We start from the raw sequence: 18,162 nt of genomic DNA, 5'->3' as shown, positions 1-18,162 counted from the left end.
GGGGTCGCCGGGCGGATCTCCCCCACCACTGTGGCACCGATCCGGGCGGACCGCCCGGTGCGGTGGGGGCGGAGGAAGAACCGTTACGCCGTCGGGGCGGGGACGCCGGTGAGGGCGGTGACCACCGGGTCGAGGGCGGTGTGTATCTCCTCGCCGATCGACCGGAAGAACGTCAGCGGGGCGCCGTACGGGTCGTAGACCTCGTCGGCGTCGGGGCTGGGGGCCAGCAGCCAGCCCCGCAGCGCGGCGGCGGCGCGGACCAGCGAGCGGGCGCGCGCGGTCACGCCCCCGTCGTCGGGCAGGGTGGCCGGGTCGATGGCCCGGACCAGGCGGGTGAACTCCTTGAGGGTGAAGGTGCGCAGGCCCGCCGCGTGCCCCATGGAGATGACCTGGGCCCGGTGGTCGCGGGTGGCGGTGAGGACCAGGTCGGCGTCGATGACGTGCTCGTCGAGGAGTTCGCGGCCGGTGAAGCCGGAGGCGTCGGCGGCGTACTCGGCGAGGACGGTCGCGGCGTGCGCCTCCATCGGGGAGCCCTCGTGGCCCCAGGTGCCCGCGCTCTCGACGAGTATCCCGGCGGCGCCGTCGCCGAGCCGCCGGGTGAGCTCATGGCGGGTCAGCCGCTCGGCCATGGGCGAGCGGCAGACGTTGCCGGTGCAGACGTGGAGGATGCGGAAGACGTCCTCACGCTCCCGCGGACCACCCGGCAGGCCGGGTATCAACTGCTGACCTCCAGGTCTGGCACGACCTCCCGGAGCTGGTCGGCGCTGAGCGCGCCGGCCCGCAGCAGCACCGGCACCTTGCCGGTGACGTCGACGATCGACGACGGCACGGCGGCGGGCGTGGGACCGCCGTCGAGGTAGATGGCCACCGAGTCGCCGAGCATCTCCTGCGCGGCGTCGCAGTCCTGCGGGGACGCGTGGCCGGTCAGATTGGCGCTGGAGACGGCCATCGGGCCGGTCTCGGTCAGCAGCTCGATGGCGACGGGGTGCAGCGGCATCCGGACGGCGACGGTGCCCCGGGTGTCGCCCAGGTCCCACTGCAGCGACGGCTGGTGCCTGGCGACCAGGGTGAGCGCGCCCGGCCAGAAGGCGTCGACCAGCTCCCATGCCTGCTCGGAGAAGTCGGTGACCAGGCCGTGCAGGGTGTTCGGGGAGCCCACGAGCACCGGCGAGGGCATGTTGCGGCCGCGCCCCTTGGCCTCCAGCAGGTCGCCGACGGCCTCGCTGTTGAACGCGTCGGCCCCGATCCCGTAGAGGGTGTCGGTGGGCAGCACGACGAGTTCGCCGCGGCGTACGGCGGAGGCGGCCTCACGCAGGCCCGCCGCGCGGTCCGTCGCATCCGAGCAGTCGTAACGCCGTGCCATTAGCTGACCTCCTGGTGATGCGCCGTACTCACGGCGTGGCCTTGCGGGCCGTGGTGAACCTGGGACGGTTGTTCAGGTCGGGGTGGTCCGCGGCGTCGGCCCAGCCCGCGTCCTCCTTGAAGATCCAGGGGACCTGGCCGCCCTGGGTGTCGGCGTGCTCGATGACGACGACACCGCCGGGGCGGAGGAGGCGGTGGGCGGTGCGCTCGATGCCGCGGATGGTGTCGAGGCCGTCCTCGCCGGAGAACAGCGCCAGCTCGGGGTCGTGGTCCCGGGCCTCGGGGGCGACATGCTCCCACTCGGTGAGCGGGATGTACGGAGGGTTGGAGACCACCAGGTCGACCTGGCCGTTGAGGTCGGGGAAGCTGGTCAGCGCGTTCCCCTGGCGCAGGTCGACCTTGCTGCCCTCGGTGTTCTTACGGGCCCACACCAGGGCCTCCTCGGACAGCTCGACGGCGTGCACGCGGCTGCGCGGCACCTCCTGGGCCAGGGCCAGCGCGATGGCGCCCGAGCCCGTGCACAGGTCGACGATCCGCGGCTCGGCGACGTCCATGGCACGGACCGCGTCTATCGCCCAGCCCACCACGCTCTCGGTCTCGGGGCGCGGTACGAAGACCCCCGGCCCGACCTGGAGCTCCAGATAGCGGAAGAAGGCGCGGCCGGTGATGTGCTGGAGGGGTTCGCGGGCCTCCCGGCGGGCCACGGCCTCCCAGTAGCGGGCGTCGAACTCGGGGTCGGGGACGGTGTGCAGCTCACCGCGCTTGACCCCGTGCACGTACGCGGCCAGTTCCTCCGCGTCGAAACGCGGGGACGGCACGCCGGCGTCGGCCAGCCGCTGGGTCGCCTGCGCGACCTCGGCGAGCAGCAGGTTCACGTCTGTCCTCTCCTGTGGCCTGTTCCGGTGGCCCGGACCGGTTACTGGGCGGCGGCCAGCTTCGCGGCCGAGTCGGCGTCGACGCACGCCTGGATGACGGCGTCGAGGTCCCCGTCGAGGACCTGGTCCAAGTTGTACGCCTTGAATCCGACGCGGTGGTCCGAGATGCGGTTCTCGGCGTAGTTGTACGTCCGGATGCGCTCGGAGCGGTCCACGGTCCGCACCTGGCTGCGCCGGGCGTCGGAGGCCTCGCGTTCGGCCTCCTCCTGGGCGGCGGCCAGCAGCCGCGAGCGCAGGATGCGCATCGCCGACTCCTTGTTCTGGAGCTGGCTCTTCTCGTTCTGGCAGGAGACGACGATGCCGCTCGGCAGGTGGGTGATGCGCACGGCGGAGTCGGTGGTGTTGACCGACTGGCCGCCGGGGCCGGAGGAGCGGTAGACGTCGATCCGCAGGTCGTTGGGGCCGATCTCGACCTCGACCTCCTCGGCCTCGGGCGTGACCAGGACACCGGCGGCGGAGGTGTGGATGCGGCCCTGCGACTCGGTGGCAGGCACCCGCTGCACGCGGTGCACCCCGCCCTCGTACTTCAGCCGCGCCCAGACGCCCTGGCCGGGCTCGGTGGCGCCGTTGCCGCCCTTGGTCTTCACCGCGACCTGGACGTCCTTGTAGCCGCCGAGGTCGGACTCGTTGGCTTCGAGGATCTCGGTCTTCCAGCCGACGCGCTCGGCGTAGCGCAGGTACATCCGCAGCAGGTCGCCGGCGAACAGCGCGGACTCCTCGCCGCCCTCGCCCGCCTTGACCTCCAGGATCACGTCCTTGTCGTCGCTGGGGTCGCGGGGAACGAGCAGCAGGCGGAGCCTTTCGGTCAGCTCCTCGCGCTGCTTCTCCAGTTCCTTGACCTCGGCGGCGAAGTCGGGCTCGTCGGCGATGAACTCCCGGGCGGTGTCGATGTCCTCGCCGGTCGACTTCCAGGCCCGGTAGGTGCCGACGATGGGGGTCAGCTCGGCATAGCGCTTGTTGAGCTTGCGCGCGTTGGCCTGGTCGGCGTGGACCGACGGGTCGGCAAGCCTGATTTCGAGGTCGGCATGCTCGCCGATGAGTTCCTCGACCGCCTCGAACATCTGGATCCCCTGCTTACTGCTGCTGAAATGTGGTGTGACCGGACCGGACCGGGACGACAAAGCGCCGGTCCGGCCGACCGGCATGAATCCGGGCAGCCGAGGACCGGCGCTTGCGGGTCGCTACTTCTGGGCGGCGGTCTTCTTGCCGAAGCGGGCCTCGAAGCGGGCCACCCGGCCACCGGTGTCGAGGATCTTCTGCTTGCCCGTGTAGAACGGGTGGCAGGCCGAGCAGACGTCGGCGCGGATCACGCCGCTCTTCTCGGTGCTGCGGGTGGTGAACGAGGCGCCGCAGGTGCAGGTGACCTGGGTCTCCACGTATTCCGGGTGAACGTCGCGCTTCAAGGGAATCTCCTGGTTTCTCGGGAGGGTCCCGGGTCGTGCTGCGGATTTGCGTCACGTGAACCGGGGCCGACGTACCAGTCTGCCAGGACTGGCCGTATCTCCCAAAACGAGGTTCCCGCAGTGGTTATTCCGGGGCTCCGTCCGGGGGTCTACGAGGAGCTCTTCACGACACCCCGGGTGTCCGCCTTGTCACCGGCGGAGCCCTCGGTGGCGCCGCGGGGGACGGTCCTGTCGTCCTGGAGGGCGGCCCAGACCCGGTCGGCCTGCGCGGTGAGCGGCAGGACCCGGTTGGGGTCGGCGGGGTCGTAGCGGACCGGCATCGTGATCAGGGAGACGTCCCGGGAACCGATGTGCTTCATGCTCTGCGCGAGACCGACGAGGTCGGCGACCGAGGCCAGCTCGGAGTCGGTGGTGATCGCGCCGGTGGCGGTGTCGGCGACCGTGTAGAGCCGGGTGGGGCTGGTGAACAGGTTCAGCCGGTCGGCGCGGGCCATGAGCGCCTTGACGAAGGCCTGCTGGAGCACTATCCGGCCGAGGTCGCTGCCGTCGCCGACGCCGTGCCGGGTGCGGACCAGGCCGAGGGCCTGTCGGCCGTCGAGGGTGTGGGTGCCGGCCGTGAGGTGCAGATGGCTGTCGTTGTCCTCGATGGCCCGCGAGGTGGTGACCCGGACGCCGCCCAGGGCGTCGATGAGGTGCTGGAAGCCGGTGAAGTCGACCTCGACGTAGTGGTCCATCCGGATGCCGGTCATCGACTCGACGGTCTTGACGGCGCAGGCGGGGCCGCCGACGGCGTACGCGGAGTTGAACATCACGCCGGTCGCGGCGGCGGACGGGGTGCCGTGGGGCCCGGCGCAGGAGGGCCGGTCGACGAGGGTGTCGCGGGGGATGCTGACCACGGTGGCCTTGCGGTGGCCCTTGCGGATGTGGACGATCATCGCCGTGTCCGAGCGGGCGGTGCCGTCGTCCGTGCCGCCGCCGGCCTTCCTGTTGCTGCCGGACCGGGAGTCGGAGCCCAGGACCAGGATGTCCATCGAGCCGTTGTCGAAGTTCGTCGGGCGGTCGCCGCCGAGGGCGCCGTTGATGTCGACGCCCTTGATGTTCGCGTTGAGCCTGAAGTAGAGGTAGCCGGCTCCGGCGACGGCCAGCAGGAGGGAGAGTGCGGCCGCCCAGGCGGCCACACGCAGCGCCTTGCGGCGGGTGGCGTGCGGTGCGGGCTGCGTCATGGGCTCCTGTCCTCCGACTGTTCGGGTACCCCCAGTTGTGGCGATCAGCACCTGTTGTACGAATTATCAGACGTTCGGCGGACACCATCGGTTCCCGGTCTGTCCGGATATGCAACAAAGGACCACCCCGCCGTCGGCGGAATGGCCCTCTGTCGTGCGGCAGGCGTACGCCTGCCCGCGCCTGCCTACGGCACCGTCAGTCGTTGTTCTGACCGGGGGTCGTCTTGGCGATCTGCATCAGGAACTCGGCGTTCGACTTGGTCTGCTTCATCTTGTCGAGAAGCAGTTCGATCGCCTGCTGCGAGTCGAGTGCGTGCAGCACCCGGCGCAGCTTCCAGACGATGGCGAGCTCCTCGCTGTTGAGCAGGATCTCCTCCTTGCGGGTCGCGGACGCGTCGACGTCCACGGCCGGGAAGATCCGCTTGTCGGAGAGCTTGCGGTCGAGGCGGAGCTCCATGTTGCCGGTGCCCTTGAACTCCTCGAAGATCACCTCGTCCATGCGCGAGCCGGTCTCGACCAGCGCGGTGGCCAGGATGGTCAGCGAGCCGCCGTCCTCGATGTTGCGCGCGGCACCGAAGAAGCGCTTCGGCGGGTAGAGCGCGGTCGAGTCGACACCACCGGACAGGATGCGGCCGGAGGCGGGCGCGGCGAGGTTGTACGCACGGCCCAGACGGGTGATGGAGTCCAGCAGGACGACCACGTCATGACCGAGTTCGACCAGCCGCTTGGCGCGCTCGATGGCGAGCTCGGCGACGGTGGTGTGGTCCTCGGCGGGACGGTCGAAGGTCGAGGAGATGACCTCGCCCTTCACCGACCGCTGCATGTCGGTGACCTCTTCCGGACGCTCGTCGACCAGGACGACCATCAGGTGGCACTCGGGGTTGTTGTGCGTGATGGCGTTGGCGATCGACTGCATGATGATCGTCTTGCCGGTACGCGGCGGAGCCACGATCAGACCGCGCTGGCCCTTGCCGATCGGGGCGACGAGGTCGATGACCCGGGGGATGAGCTGGTTCGGCTCGTTCTCCAGCCGCAGCCGCTCCTGCGGGTACAGCGGGGTGAGCTTGCCGAACTCCGGACGGCTGCGACCGGAGTCGGCCGCCATGCCGTTGGCCGAGTCCAGGCGGACCAGCGCGTTGAACTTCTCGCGGCGCTCGCCGTCCTTGGGCTGACGGACCGCGCCGGTGACGTGGTCGCCCTTGCGCAGGCCGTTCTTGCGGACCTGGGCGAGGGAGACGTACACGTCGTTGGGACCGGGCAGGTAGCCCGAGGTCCGGATGAACGCGTAGTTGTCGAGGATGTCGAGGATGCCCGCGACGGGGATCAGGACGTCGTCCTCGTTGACCTGCGGCTCGTTGCCGAACTGCTCCTCGCGGCGGTTGCTGCCCCGGCCCCGGCGGTCGCGGTAGCGCCCGCGGCGGCGGCGGCCGCTGCCGTCACCGTCGTCGTAGTCGTCCGGGCCGCCCTGGGGGCCGCCCTGGCCGCCCTGCTGGCTCTGGCCCTGACCCTGGCCGCCCTGGCCCTGACCCTGGGTCTGCGGGCGGTCCTGCTGGCCCTGCTGACGGTCCTGGCGGTCCTGCTGACGGTCCTGCTGGCGGTCCTGCTGGCGGTCGCCGCGCTGCTGCTGGCCGGCGCCCGCGCCGTCGTCGCTCTTGTTGCGGCGGTCGCGCTGACGGTCCCGGCGGCCCTCGCGCTCGGGACGGTCGCCGCCGCGCTGGCGGTCCCGGCGGCCCTCGCGGTCGTCACCGGACCTTGCCTCGCCGCCCTGGGCCTGCTTGCCCTCGGCGGTGTCGACGGCGGCCACGGCGGCGGGGGCCGTCTCGGAGGCCTTGTCGGCGGCGGGCTTGTCGGCGGCGGGCGCCTGGGCGGAGGCCTTGTCGGCGGCGGCCTTGGGCTGCTCGCCGGCGGGCTGGCCCGGGATCTCGATCTGCTTCGGCTGCTCGGTCGCCTTCTCGGCGGCCGCACCCTCACCGGTGCGGGCCCGCGACGTGGCGCGGCGCTTGGGCTTCTCTGCGGCGGCTCCCCCCTGGGAGGCGGTCGCGGCGGCCGAGGCGGCCTTGGCGGCGGGCGCGGACCCGCCGGACTGCGCGGCCTTGATGGTCTCGATCAGCTGCCCCTTGCGGAGCCGCGCGGTGCCCTTGATCCCGAGACTGGAAGCGAGCTGCTGCAGCTCGGCCAGGACCATGCCCTCAAGGCCGGTGCCGGAGCGGCGTCGCTTGGGGGCAGCAGCACCGGTGGCAGGCGCGGAAGAGTCGGGCGCGGCGGCATTGCCTTCCACGCGTACGCCCATCAGATCGGTGGTGTCGCTCACGAAGGGTCCTTCCCTGGAGCGGACGTCGGCCTGTCTGGCTCGGCGACCGGTTGTGCTGTCCGGATCCGGTCCTTGTCCCTGACCTGATCCGGGGCGGTGGTCCGCCTGATGGCGGCAGAAAATGACATACGTGGTGGTGGCGCTGAGAGATCACTCAGATGGTGTGTCGCTCGCGCCGGCTCCGGAGCGTGCTCGGCACTGCTCAGGCAGGCTGCCTATGCGGTGTGGGAGGCTCCCGGAAGAAAGGCGGTCCCGAGACGGGACACGGAGCACCGCGCCGCAATGGCGTCGAGTGCAGGCTTGAGATTAACACTACCGGATCCAACAAACATTCCCCCTCTCAACGACCGGCAATCGTGTCACCGCCGGTCTCACTGCCCTGCTGCGAGCGGCAGAACGCTCGCCCCGGCCCCGTCCAGGGCCAGACGATTGGCCGCCCAGCCGTCACCCGCGAGCTGGGAGACCTTGTCGGCGGCGCCGTCCTCGGTGAGCGCCAGCACGGTGGGTCCCGCACCCGAGATGACCGCCGGGACACCCTCGGCGCGCAGGCGGTGCACCAGGGCCACACTGTCGGGCATGGCCGGGGCGCGGTACTCCTGGTGCAGCCGGTCCTCGGTGGCGGGAAGCAGCAGCTCGGGGCGCCGGGTGAGGGCTTCCACCAGCAGCGCGGCCCGGCCGGCGTTCACCGCGGCGTCGACGTGCGGCACGGTGCGCGGCAGCAGGCCGCGGGCGGTCTCGGTCAGCACGGCCCTGGACGGTACGAAGACCACCGGTACGACCGCCTCCGAGGGGTCCATCCGCACCGCGTGGGCGGTGCCGCCCTCGGTCCAGGCCAGGGTGAAGCCGCCGAGCAGACAGGCGGCGACGTTGTCCGGGTGGCCCTCGATCTCGTTGGCGAGCTCCAGCAGCGCGGCGTCGTTGAGGCGTTCCTGGCCGCCTATGGTCACCGCGCGGGCGGCCATGATGCCCGCGCAGATGGCGGCCGACGAGGACCCCAGGCCGCGGCCGTGCGGGATGCGGTTGGCGCAGACGACCTCCAGGCCGCGCGGCTGGCCGCCGAGCACGTCGAACGCGGTGCGCAGGGAGCGTACGACCAGGTGCTTCTCGTTCCGGGAGAGGGTGTCGGCGCCCTCACCCGCGATGTCGACGTGCAGCCCGGAATCGGCCACCCGGACCACGACGTCGTCGTAGAGCCCCAGGGCCAGGCCGAAGGCGTCGAAGCCGGGTCCGAGGTTGGCGCTGGTCGCGGGGACGCGCACGCGGACGGCGGCGGCACGGAAGGCGGGTCCGGCCATCGTTCGATGACTCTCCTTGTACTTCAGGGCGGTTCTGCCTCGGATGCCTTGGATTTGCTGCCTTGGCATCGTTGCCTTGCGGCGGGGAGGACTTCGGGCGCCTATGCCGGTGGCATGGGCCGGATCGGCGCACGCGCGTCAGCGTTACACCGGTGGGGCCAGCCTATCGAAGGAAGGTTCTGTTGCGACATAGGGCGCACGAACAGCGCGTGATGCGTGTCGCCTCCGGTGGTGTGCGCCCCCGGCGTGGCCGGCCCGCACCGCCGGTCCCGGAAGGCCCGGCCCCGCCCCCGGCCCCGCCCCCGGCCCGGTCGCCGGACGGGCTTCGGCGAGCCCGTCCGGCGAGGATGCGCGAGGGGCCTCAGCCGGTGAGGCCCAGCTTCTCCGCGGCGGCGTCCGCGTCCACCGGGACGGTGACGGGCTGCGGCGCGCCCGCCACGGCCCAGTCGGGGTCCTTGAGGCCGTTTCCGGTCACCGTGCAGACGATCCGCTGGCCGGGGTCGACACGACCCTCCTGCGCGGCCTTGAGCAGACCGGCGACACTGGCGGCCGAGGCCGGCTCGACGAAGACGCCCTCACGGGCCGCCAGCAGTCGGTACGCGGACAGGATCTGACGGTCGGTCACCGCTTCGATCAGGCCGCCCGACTCGTCGCGGGCCTCCTCGGCGAACTGCCACGACGCGGGGTTGCCGATCCGGATCGCGGTGGCGATGGTCTGCGGGCTGCGGACCGGCGCGCCGTTGACGATCGGGGCCGAACCGGCCGCCTGGAAGCCCCACATGCGCGGGTTTCGGGTGGACACGCCGTCCGTGGCGTATTCGCGGTAACCCTTCCAGTACGCGGTGATGTTGCCCGCGTTGCCGACCGGCAGAACATGGATGTCGGGGGCGTCGCCGAGCGCGTCCACGATCTCGAACGCGGCGGTCTTCTGGCCCTCGATACGGACCGGATTGACCGAATTGACCAGCGCCACCGGGTACTTGTCGCTGAGGCCGCGCGCCAGGTCCAGGCAGTCGTCGAAGTTGCCGTCGACCTGGAGGATACGGGCGCCGTGCACCAGCGCCTGGCCCATCTTGCCCAGCGCGATCTTGCCCTGCGGGACCAGGACGGCGCAGACCATGCCGGCCCGTACCGCGTAGGCGGCGGCCGAGGCGGAGGTGTTGCCGGTGGAAGCGCAGATGACGGCCTGCGCGCCCTCCTCCTTGGCCCGGGTGATGGCCATGGTCATGCCCCGGTCCTTGAAGGAGCCGGTGGGGTTGGCGCCCTCGACCTTGAGGTAGACGTCGCAGCCGGTCTGCTCGCTGAGCAGCTGGGCCGGGACCAGCGGGGTGCCACCCTCCAGCAGCGTGACCACGGGGGTCCGCTCGGTCACCGGGAGGCGGTCCCGGTACTCCTCGATGATGCCGCGCCACTGGTGAGTGCCGGACATCCGGGGGCGGTCGGTCACTGCGTTCATGTCGGTTTACTCCCCTTCGACGCGCATGATGCTTGCGACGCCACGTACGGTGTCGAGCTTGCGCAGAGCCTCGACGGTTGCCGCGAGCGCGGCGTCGGGCGCGCGGTGGGTGACGACGACGAGAGCCGCGTCGCCGTCCTTGCCCTGCTGGCGGACGGTGTCGATGGACACATGATGTTCCGCGAACACGGTGGCGACCTGGGCGAGTACACCCGGTTTGTCCGCCACGTCGAGGCTGATGTGGTAGCGGGTGACCACATCGCCCATCGGGTTCACCGGCAGCTGCGCGTAGGCGGACTCGCCGGGTCCGGTGGTGGCCGCGAGCTTGTTGCGGCAGGCCGCCACCAGGTCACCGAGGACAGCGGAGGCGGTGGGTGAGCCACCCGCCCCGGGACCGTAGAACATGAGCTTGCCGGCGGCGTCGGCCTCGACGAAGACCGCGTTGTACGCCTCGCGGACGCTGGCCAGCGGGTGCGTCAGCGGGATCATCGCGGGATGCACGCGGGCGGTGACGGACTGCCCGTCGGCGGCCCGCTCGCAGATCGCCAGCAGCTTGACGGTGCAGCCCATCTGCTTGGCGGAGGCGATGTCGGCGGCGGTGACCTCGGTGATGCCCTCGCGGTGCACGTCGTCGATGGTCACCCGGGTGTGGAAGGCGATACCGGCCAGGATCGCGGCCTTGGCGGCGGCGTCGAAGCCCTCGACGTCGGCGGTCGGGTCGGCCTCGGCGTAACCGAGGGCGGTGGCCTCGTCCAGCGCCTCGGAATAACCCGCTCCGCTGCCGTCCATCCGGTCGAGGATGAAGTTGGTGGTGCCGTTGACGATGCCCATCACACGGTTGATCTTGTCGCCGGCCAGCGACTCGCGCAGCGGGCGGATCAGCGGGATCGCGCCGGCGACGGCGGCCTCGTAGTAGAGGTCCGCGCCGTGCTCGACGGCGGCGGCGTGCAGCGCGGCGCCCTCGGCGGCCAGCAGCGCCTTGTTGGCGGAGACCACGGAGGCGCCGTGCTCGAAGGCGGTGGTGATCAGACCTCGGGCCGGCTCGATACCGCCGATGACCTCGATCACGACGTCGATGTCCCCGCGTTTGACCAGGGCCGTCGCGTCCGTGGTGAGCAGCTCGGCCGGTACGCCCTCGCGGACGCGGTTGGGGCGCCGTACGGCGATACCGGCGAGCTCGACGGGGGCACCGATGCGCGCCGTGAGGTCGTGCGCGTGCGTCGTCATGATGCGCGCCACCTCTGAGCCCACCACACCGCAGCCCAGCAGCGCCACCTTCAGCGGACGCGTACGCATCATCCGACCTCGTTTCGGTTTACAGCTTGTGGATGGGACCAGTCTCACTCACCGGACGGAAGTTTCCACGCCCTGTCCGGCAAATGAGACCACCCCGGTTATTTTTGAGAATTCACTTCAGCCGACGTCGAGACGCAGGAGATCTTCCTCCGTCTCGCGCCGGACGATCACCCGCGCCTCGCCCTCGGAGACGGCGACCACCGGCGGTCGCAGCGCGTGGTTGTAGTTGCTGGCCATCGAACGGCAGTAGGCCCCGGTGGCCGGGACGGCGATCAGATCACCGGCGGCCAGGTCGGCCGGCAGGAAGGCGTCCCGCACGACGATGTCGCCCGACTCGCAGTGCTTGCCCACCACCCGGCTGAGCATCGGCTCGGCGTCGGAGGTCCGCGAGACCAGGGCGACGCTGTACTCGGCGTCGTAGAGCGCGGTGCGGATGTTGTCGGACATGCCGCCGTCCACACTGACGTAGGTGCGCAGGCCGTCGAGCGGCTTGATCGTGCCGACCTCGTAGAGCGTGAAGGCGGTCGGGCCGACGATCGCGCGGCCCGGCTCCACGGACAGCCGGGGGGCGGTGAGACCGGCGGCGGCACTCTCACGGGTGACGATCTCGGCGAGCGCCTTGGCGATCTCGTGCGGCTCGCGCGGGTCGTCGTCGGGGGTGTACGCGATACCCAGGCCGCCGCCGAGGTCGATCTCGGGCAGTTCGACGCCGTGTTCGTCACGGACCTGCCTGAGCAGGCCGACCACACGGTGGGCGGCGACCTCGAAACCGGAGGTGTCGAAGATCTGCGAACCGATGTGGGAGTGGATGCCGATCAGTTCGAGGGAGGGCAGGGTGAGCACCCGGCGGACCGCCTCGGCGGCGTCCCCGCCGCTGAGGGAGAAGCCGAACTTCTGGTCCTCGTGGGCGGTCGCGATGAACTCGTGGGTGTGCGCCTCGACGCCCACGGTGACCCGGATCTGCACCCGCTGGCGGGTGCCGTGCCGGCGCGCGATGTCGGCGACCCGCACGATCTCCTGGAAGGAGTCCAGCACGATCCGCCCCACCCCGGCGGTGACGGCCCGCTCGATCTCCTCGGTGCTCTTGTTGTTGCCGTGCAGCGCGATCCGCTCGGCCGGCATCCCCGCCGACAGGGCCACCGCGAGCTCGCCGCCGGTGCACACGTCGAGGTTGAGACCCTCCTCGTGCAGCCAGCGCACGACGGCACGGGACAGGAACGCCTTGCCCGCGTAGAAGACGTCGGCGTCCGCGCCGAAGGCCTCGCGCCAGGCGCGGCAGCGGGCCCGGAAGTCGGCCTCGTCCAGGACGTAGGCCGGGGTGCCGTACTCCTCGGCGAGCAGACGTACGTCCAGGCCGCCGACCTCGGCGGCGCCTCCGGCGTTACGGGTGACGGTGCTGGCCCAGACGCGGGGGTCGAGGCTGTTGAGGTCGGTGGGCGGCGCCGCGTAGTGGCCCTCTTGGAGGACGTCGGCGTAGCGGGGCCCGGCGGGGTGGGCGGAACGGCTCATGTTCTTGGCACTCTCACAGATGATCGGGGGCACTGATGCCGAGCAGGGACAGGCCGTTGGCGAGCACGGTCCCGGCGGCTTCGGCGAGCGCGAGCCGGGCGCCGTGAACGGCCGAGGGTTTCTCCTCGCCCTTGGGCAGCACCGGGCACTCGTCGTGGAAGCGGAAGAAGGCGTCGGCCGTGCGCTCCGCGTGCCGCGCGACCCGGTCGGGGGCGCGGTGCCGGGCGGCGGCGTCGACGACGCGGGGGAAGTCCGCGATCAGGCCGAGAAGATCGGTCTCGGCGGGATGCCGGTACGCGGCGTGCTCGCCGGTCGCCGGTTCGATGCCCAGGTCGTGGGCATTACGGGTGAGGGCCCGGGTGCGGGCGTGGGCGTAGCGGACCCGGAACAGCGGGTTGCTCGCGCGCTGCGGGAGGTGGACCGCCGGATCCGGCTGCGGCACGTCACCGGGCGGCGGGCGCAGCAGGGCCCAGCGGGCGGCGTCCGGGCCGAGGGTGCTCAGCAATTCGTCGAGCGGAACCGCCACGCCCTGCGGCACGACCGGTTCCGGGGCGCCCGGCCGGGCGCCGGCGGCCCGCAGCAGCCGGCCGGCGGCCTCCGCGAACACGGCCGCCCGCGCCTCCCCGGGGTCGGCGGGGACCACGGTGACCCGTACGTCCCGCAGGCCGTCCCCCTGCCCGTACGCCGGGCCGCTCTCGCGCACCGACCGGACGATGCCGGCGTGCGACACCGCGTCGAGCGTGATGTTGAGGAAGCCGGGCTCGGCGATCTCCACCCGGGCGATCCCGGGGGCCGCCGCGAGGTGCCGGCTCAGTATCTCCGCGATCTGCCGCGGCGGCTGTCCCGCGGGCCCGGCGAGTCTGAGCGCCACATTGGTCGCGTAGTCCCCGCACCCGGGCCGCGGCGGCCGCCGCACCACGATCCGCTCGGGCAGCTCCGGCCCGTCCAGCCTCAGCTCCTCGGCCTCCACGGCACGGCGCACTGTCCTCAGGACGGTGCGGGAGAGCTCGGCGGGAGTCACAGTGGCAAGCGTAGGCGAGGAGGGGGGTGGCCACGCGAACGGGTTTCACCCTTCGGGCAGCGCGCCCGCGGTCGGGCTGTGCCTGGCCGGCGGTGAGCCGGTTCCGGGGGCGGTGGCCGGTTCACCGGAGACGGTCAGCCGGTTCCGGGGGCGGTGGCCGGTTCACCGGAGACGGTCAGCCGGTTCCGGGGGCGGTGGCCGGTTCACCGGAGACGGTCAGCCGGTTCCGGGGGCGGTGGCCGGTTCACCGGAGACGGTCAGCCGGTTCCGGGAGCGGTGGCCGGTTCACCGGAGACGGTCAGCCGGTTCCGGGAGCGGTGGCCGGTTCACCGGAGACGGTCAGCCGGTTCCGGGAGCGGTGGCCGGTTCACCGGAGACGGTCAGCCGGTTCCGGGAGCGGTGGCCGGTTCACCGGAGGCGGGTTCGCCGCTCTGCGCGGCGTCCAGCACCAGGCGGCGTACGAGGCTCACCAGCTCGGTCGGTTCGAAGGGCTTGCCGAGGAACGCGTTCACCCCGGCGGCGGCGCCCGCCTCGACCTCGGCCTGGGTGCAGGCGCTCACCATCGCGATGGGCAGTCCCCGGGTCGCCGGGTCCGCGCGCAGCGCCGTCGCGGTCTCGATGCCGTCCAGCCTGGGCATCACCACGTCCAGCGTCACGACATCCGGACGTACCCGGTGCACCACGTCCAGGCATTCGGCACCATCGGCCGCGGTCACGACCTCGAAGCCCTCCAGCTCAAGGTTGACCCTGATCAGTTGCCGGATGACCTTGTTGTCGTCGACAACGAGCACCCGGCCGGACATGCCCGGCACACCTCGAAGGGTAGGCGCGCGAGAGGGGACGCGTCGGCGTTTTGCGCACTTCTTCCCCGCGAGAGGTCGGCAGCGCGCGGCACGGCGCGGCACCGGACCGTTCCCGCTCCGGCGACGGCGGCGCCTCCAGGCCGACGTCACGCCACCGGACCCGGCGGCCTGACGTCGGTGACGGTCACCCGGACGGTCACCGGTTCCGGTGTGCCGAGCCCGGCCAGGTGACCGGCGACCGCGGCCCGCACCCGCACGCGGATCCGGCGGGCGGTGTCCAGCGCGCGGTACTCCCCGCACAGCACGCACCGCACCTCGACGCTCCAGCCGGCGGCGCCCGTGCGCTCCGCCCGGACGCCCGCCCCGGTGGCTGCCTCCGCGCGCCGGACCGGGCCGGGGTGGAGCCGGGCCACGCCCGGGACGCCCAGGGCGCAACGGGCGGCGATCCGCCGGATGTCCGGTGCGGCGGAGCCCATCAGCGGGCGCCCCCTCCGGGTGGATCCAGTACCTCGGCGATCTCCAGATCGACGTCCAGGACGGCGAGGCCCAGCTCCAGGCGCGCGGCCCGCAGGACGGCGGTACGGACCTGGGCCGCGCGGTCGGGCAGGGGATGGTCGAGCGCGGCGGACAGGGTCATGACGACATGGACGGCGACGGAGCCGTCTCCGGCCGCGGTCAGCCGGCACCCGACGGCACGCACCCCGGAGAGGGTGTCGGCCGCTCTGCGCAGGACCTTGGCGGCCGCGGCCCCGGAGATGCGCAGGTCCTGGGTGGGATCGTCCAGCGGCAGCAACGGTCCGGGCAGTGTCTCGGCGCGGACCCCGCGCATCACGCGGAGGGCGAGCGCCTGCCCGCCGCGCCGTCGCCGTTCCTGGGCGCGCAGGGCACCGATGGCCCGGTCCAGGGCGGGGCGGCGGTTGTCTAGCGCCATGCGGACATCCCCTCCAGCAGCGAGTGCCGGGCCCGCGAGAGCCTGCCGCGTACGGTCTGCTCGCTGGCGCCCGTGACCTGGGCGATCTCCTCGTAGTGCAGGCCGTGCAGTTCCCGCAGGATCCAGCAGGCCCGCTGGTCGGGGCTCAGCTCGCGCAGCGCCGTACTCAGGGCGGCGGTGGCGGCGTCGGCCTCGGCCGCGCGCGCGGGCAGGCCGCGCGCGTCACGGCTGGACAGCTCGGGGACGGCGTCCAGGGGAACGGTGTCCCGGCGACCGCGCAGCATGTTCAGGCAGCGGTTGGTGACGATGCGGTACATCCAGGTGCGGAACGCGGCGCCGTGACGGAAGTACGGGAGCCTGCGCCAGGCGCTGAGGAAGGCGTCCTGAACGGCGTCCTCGGCGTCGGAGCGATTGCCGAGCAGCCGGCGGGCGAGGGTGAGCATCGCGGCGCTGTGGCGGCCGACCAGGACGGCGAAGGCGTCGTCGTCACCCTCGCCGGCGCGGATGACCAGCAGCCGGTCCTCCACGTCGGCCAGACTGTCCGCGCGGCGAGCACCGGCGTCTGCGCGGTGTATGCCGTATCCACCGTCTCGTATCCCATATACGCCGTCTCGTATCTCGTATACGGGATCTCGTATCCCGTATACACCGTGCACCCCGCTCACGCCGCCGGTCGGCGGTGCGGTGCCCCGGCGGCCGACCGGCCGCCGGCCTGAGGATGTGGCCCGTATGTCCATGGCCCGCTCGACTCCTGCTGGCGCTGTCCCGCAGTTGCCCGTATGAACCCACCCCCTCTCACAATATGTGACGCACATCACATACGCCGGGTGTGAGGGTCTCGACCGAAGGGTGTCCAACCTTTCGAGAGGCGCCGTCGCCCGGCGCCAGTGTCGAGGTCGGAGGAGATCCTCATGGCGGACATCAGCGGCAGCTTCGGCGGTGAGAGTCGGCCGAGCGAGCACACGTCATCACCGCTGCAGGGCCGAAGCGGCGTGGAGGAGCCGCCCGGAACCCGCGGTCGGACCACCATCGCGGACAGCGTCGTGGAGAAGGTCGCCGGAATGGCCACCCGTGAGGTGCCCGGCATCCACAGCCTCGGGACCGGAATGGCCCGCGGCCTGGGGACCGTCCGCGACAAGGTCCCCGGCCGGGGCCCCAGCGTCTCCCGCGGAGTGAAGGTCGAGGTCGGCGAGCGTCAGGCCGCCATCGACCTCGATGTCGTCGTCGAGTACGGGGCCCCCATCGTCGACGTCGCCGCGGAAGTGCGCGACAACGTCATCTCCGCGGTGGAACGCATCACCGGACTGGAGGTCGTCGAGGTGAACATCGCCGTCGACGACGTCCACCTGCCCGACGAGCAGGACGACGAGTCCGCCGGTGACCGCGTGAGGTGACCCGAGGAACGGAGTGAGAGATGAACACAACCACGGTAGGACTGCTGACCGGCATGACCCTGGGCTTCGCCGGCTACTTCGGCGGCTTCTGGGCCTTCCTGCTCGTCGCCGTCCTGGGCGCGGTGGGCCTGGTCGTCGGCGGCCTCGTGCAGGGCGACGGCGACATAGCCGACTTCGTGCACTCCCGTAACCGGGACCGGCAGCGGTGACCACGCCGACGCCCGCCGACGGCCTTCCGGCGCCGGCCGAACGCGGCGCCACCGTGATTCCCGACAAGGTGGTGGCCCGCATCGCCGCCCGCGCCGCGCAGGAGGCCCTGACCCGGCAGACCGGCGGGCCCCTCTCCCGGCGGCAGTTGGGCGCACCCCGCTCCCGGGCCACCGCGCACGACGGACGGGCCCGGCTGGGGCTGCTTCTGGACCTGCCGTACCCCGTCGACATCATCGGCGCCTCGCAACAGGTGCGTGACTACGTCGCCGAGCGAGTGACCCGGTTGACCGGCATCCACGTCACCGAAGTCACCCTGACCGTCCGGCATTTGGTGCCCTCCGTCAGCCCGTCGCAGGGCAGGGTGCGATGAACCGCGCCGCCGCGCGAGAGGAACCGCCATGAGCCAGGAACAGCCGAAGCCGGACGACGGGAGCCGGCAGCACCCGTCACGGCGCCTGTGGTCCGAACGCCGGATACCGGCCGCGCTCACCGCGCTCGTCGTGCTGGTCTGCGCCGGGTTCCTGCTGTTCGACGTCGCCTCGGTCCGCGCCGGGAACAACGCCGCCTCCTGGCGCCGGCACCTGGCCCGCGAGCTGGCCGGCCGCCCGGTGGACGACGTGTGGATGCTCACCGGCGCCGCGGTCGCCGCCGCCCTCGGCCTGTGGCTCGTCGTGCTGGCCCTCACCCCCGGAGTGCGCCACCTGCTGCCGCTGAACTCCCCCGCCGGCCGGCCCGACCTGAAGGCCACGCTGGACCGCGACGGCGCCGCCCAGCTGCTGCGCGACGCCGCCCTGCGCGTCCCCGGCGTCAGCCGGGCCCGCGTCCGGGTGCGCCGGCGCCGCATCACGACCCGCGCGGATGTGCGCTTCCGCGACCCGGACGAGGTCAGGGACGACCTCACCTCCGTCCTGCACGAGGAGCGCGGCCGGCTCGCCCTCGCCCACCCGCCGCGTCTCACCGTGCGGGTACGGCAGCGCACGTCCTGACCGGCCGGGCACGCGGAACCGGTACGA

Annotated in this window: 20 protein-coding genes; 4 read left to right on the top strand and 16 right to left on the bottom strand. The window is 72.2% G+C overall.

Annotation, left to right across the window (positions count from 1 at the left end):
* Positions 1–83: 83 nt before the first annotated feature.
* The 16 genes from RWE79_RS27185 to RWE79_RS27110 form a co-directional block, all read right to left on the bottom strand.
* Positions 84–719 carry an arsenate reductase/protein-tyrosine-phosphatase family protein gene (locus RWE79_RS27185; protein WP_475942693.1) on the bottom strand — a complete coding sequence of 212 codons (636 nt, stop codon included), beginning with the start codon at positions 717–719 and terminating at the stop codon, positions 84–86.
* Entirely contained in the window at positions 716–1,363 is a 648-nt protein-coding gene (locus tag RWE79_RS27180; RefSeq protein WP_475942692.1) for an L-threonylcarbamoyladenylate synthase, read from the bottom strand. The genes RWE79_RS27185 and RWE79_RS27180 overlap by 4 nt, the downstream gene beginning before the upstream one ends.
* Positions 1,364–1,391: 28 nt before the next feature.
* Positions 1,392–2,237: a peptide chain release factor N(5)-glutamine methyltransferase gene (prmC, locus tag RWE79_RS27175; RefSeq protein ID WP_475942691.1), complete on the bottom strand. Its 846-nt coding sequence runs from the start codon at positions 2,235–2,237 to the stop codon at positions 1,392–1,394.
* Between the two features lie 41 nt (positions 2,238–2,278).
* On the bottom strand, positions 2,279–3,358 hold the full coding sequence (prfA, locus tag RWE79_RS27170; RefSeq protein WP_475942690.1) for a peptide chain release factor 1: 1,080 nt from the start codon (positions 3,356–3,358) through the stop codon (positions 2,279–2,281).
* Positions 3,359–3,478: 120 nt separating this feature from the next.
* Entirely contained in the window at positions 3,479–3,700 is a 222-nt protein-coding gene (rpmE, locus tag RWE79_RS27165; protein ID WP_475942689.1) for a 50S ribosomal protein L31, read from the bottom strand.
* A gap of 149 nt (positions 3,701–3,849) precedes the next feature.
* A complete protein-coding gene (locus RWE79_RS27160) occupies positions 3,850–4,923 on the bottom strand; it encodes an LCP family protein (protein WP_475942688.1) in 1,074 nt (357 codons plus the stop codon).
* A 196-nt stretch (positions 4,924–5,119) separates the two neighbouring features.
* Entirely contained in the window at positions 5,120–7,234 is a 2,115-nt protein-coding gene (gene rho / locus RWE79_RS27155) for a transcription termination factor Rho (protein ID WP_475942687.1), read from the bottom strand.
* Positions 7,235–7,605: 371 nt separating this feature from the next.
* Positions 7,606–8,529, bottom strand: a complete 924-nt coding sequence (gene thrB, locus RWE79_RS27150) for a homoserine kinase (RefSeq protein WP_475942686.1) — start codon at positions 8,527–8,529, stop codon at positions 7,606–7,608.
* Between the two features lie 361 nt (positions 8,530–8,890).
* Positions 8,891–9,985: a threonine synthase gene (gene thrC, locus RWE79_RS27145; protein ID WP_475942685.1), complete on the bottom strand. Its 1,095-nt coding sequence runs from the start codon at positions 9,983–9,985 to the stop codon at positions 8,891–8,893.
* A gap of 6 nt (positions 9,986–9,991) precedes the next feature.
* Entirely contained in the window at positions 9,992–11,284 is a 1,293-nt protein-coding gene (locus tag RWE79_RS27140; RefSeq protein ID WP_475942684.1) for a homoserine dehydrogenase, read from the bottom strand.
* A gap of 114 nt (positions 11,285–11,398) precedes the next feature.
* Positions 11,399–12,790 (bottom strand): diaminopimelate decarboxylase, encoded by a 1,392-nt coding sequence (gene lysA / locus RWE79_RS27135; protein ID WP_475942683.1) that lies wholly within the window; start codon positions 12,788–12,790, stop codon positions 11,399–11,401.
* A gap of 13 nt (positions 12,791–12,803) precedes the next feature.
* Positions 12,804–13,811, bottom strand: coding sequence for an ArgS-related anticodon-binding protein NrtL (gene nrtL, locus RWE79_RS27130; protein WP_475942682.1), 1,008 nt, complete (start codon positions 13,809–13,811; stop codon positions 12,804–12,806).
* A 380-nt stretch (positions 13,812–14,191) separates the two neighbouring features.
* Entirely contained in the window at positions 14,192–14,614 is a 423-nt protein-coding gene (locus tag RWE79_RS27125; protein WP_475946130.1) for a response regulator, read from the bottom strand.
* A gap of 146 nt (positions 14,615–14,760) precedes the next feature.
* Complete coding sequence (locus RWE79_RS27120) at positions 14,761–15,090, bottom strand: hypothetical protein (RefSeq protein WP_475942681.1); 330 nt, start codon at positions 15,088–15,090, stop codon at positions 14,761–14,763.
* A complete protein-coding gene (locus RWE79_RS27115; protein WP_475942680.1) occupies positions 15,090–15,545 on the bottom strand; it encodes a hypothetical protein in 456 nt (151 codons plus the stop codon). Before RWE79_RS27115 ends, RWE79_RS27120 begins: the two co-directional genes overlap by 1 nt.
* Entirely contained in the window at positions 15,536–16,081 is a 546-nt protein-coding gene (locus RWE79_RS27110; protein ID WP_475946128.1) for an RNA polymerase sigma factor, read from the bottom strand. Before RWE79_RS27110 ends, RWE79_RS27115 begins: the two co-directional genes overlap by 10 nt.
* A gap of 375 nt (positions 16,082–16,456) precedes the next feature.
* On the opposite strand from RWE79_RS27110, the gene RWE79_RS27105 reads away from it, so the two are divergent.
* From RWE79_RS27105 to RWE79_RS27090, 4 genes are read left to right on the top strand one after another with little or no spacing between them, the layout of a single operon-like run.
* Positions 16,457–16,939: an Asp23/Gls24 family envelope stress response protein gene (locus RWE79_RS27105; RefSeq protein WP_475942679.1), complete on the top strand. Its 483-nt coding sequence runs from the start codon at positions 16,457–16,459 to the stop codon at positions 16,937–16,939.
* A gap of 20 nt (positions 16,940–16,959) precedes the next feature.
* Positions 16,960–17,148: a hypothetical protein gene (locus RWE79_RS27100; protein WP_475942678.1), complete on the top strand. Its 189-nt coding sequence runs from the start codon at positions 16,960–16,962 to the stop codon at positions 17,146–17,148.
* Positions 17,145–17,519, top strand: coding sequence for an Asp23/Gls24 family envelope stress response protein (locus tag RWE79_RS27095; RefSeq protein ID WP_475942677.1), 375 nt, complete (start codon positions 17,145–17,147; stop codon positions 17,517–17,519). Before RWE79_RS27100 ends, RWE79_RS27095 begins: the two co-directional genes overlap by 4 nt.
* Positions 17,520–17,547: 28 nt before the next feature.
* Entirely contained in the window at positions 17,548–18,135 is a 588-nt protein-coding gene (locus tag RWE79_RS27090; RefSeq protein ID WP_475942676.1) for a DUF6286 domain-containing protein, read from the top strand.
* Positions 18,136–18,162 lie beyond the last annotated feature (27 nt).

This window comes from Streptomyces sp. RLA131 (assembly GCF_056270125.1).
Note: the sequence above shows the minus strand (reverse complement) of the source record. Positions and strands in the feature narration are given on the sequence as shown.

Coding starts and splice junctions, on each gene's coding strand:
- thrB (WP_475942686.1), bottom strand. CDS start 8,529: ATGGCCGGACCCGCCTTCCGTGCCGCCGCCGTCCGCGTGCGCGTCCCC.
- lysA (WP_475942683.1), bottom strand. CDS start 12,790: ATGAGCCGTTCCGCCCACCCCGCCGGGCCCCGCTACGCCGACGTCCTC.
- RWE79_RS27115 (WP_475942680.1), bottom strand. CDS start 15,545: ATGGCGCTAGACAACCGCCGCCCCGCCCTGGACCGGGCCATCGGTGCC.
- RWE79_RS27120 (WP_475942681.1), bottom strand. CDS start 15,090: ATGGGCTCCGCCGCACCGGACATCCGGCGGATCGCCGCCCGTTGCGCC.
- RWE79_RS27140 (WP_475942684.1), bottom strand. CDS start 11,284: ATGATGCGTACGCGTCCGCTGAAGGTGGCGCTGCTGGGCTGCGGTGTG.
- RWE79_RS27100 (WP_475942678.1), top strand. CDS start 16,960: ATGAACACAACCACGGTAGGACTGCTGACCGGCATGACCCTGGGCTTC.
- prfA (WP_475942690.1), bottom strand. CDS start 3,358: ATGTTCGAGGCGGTCGAGGAACTCATCGGCGAGCATGCCGACCTCGAA.
- RWE79_RS27180 (WP_475942692.1), bottom strand. CDS start 1,363: ATGGCACGGCGTTACGACTGCTCGGATGCGACGGACCGCGCGGCGGGC.
- RWE79_RS27125 (WP_475946130.1), bottom strand. CDS start 14,614: ATGTCCGGCCGGGTGCTCGTTGTCGACGACAACAAGGTCATCCGGCAA.
- RWE79_RS27160 (WP_475942688.1), bottom strand. CDS start 4,923: ATGACGCAGCCCGCACCGCACGCCACCCGCCGCAAGGCGCTGCGTGTG.
- thrC (WP_475942685.1), bottom strand. CDS start 9,985: ATGAACGCAGTGACCGACCGCCCCCGGATGTCCGGCACTCACCAGTGG.
- RWE79_RS27090 (WP_475942676.1), top strand. CDS start 17,548: ATGAGCCAGGAACAGCCGAAGCCGGACGACGGGAGCCGGCAGCACCCG.
- RWE79_RS27105 (WP_475942679.1), top strand. CDS start 16,457: ATGGCGGACATCAGCGGCAGCTTCGGCGGTGAGAGTCGGCCGAGCGAG.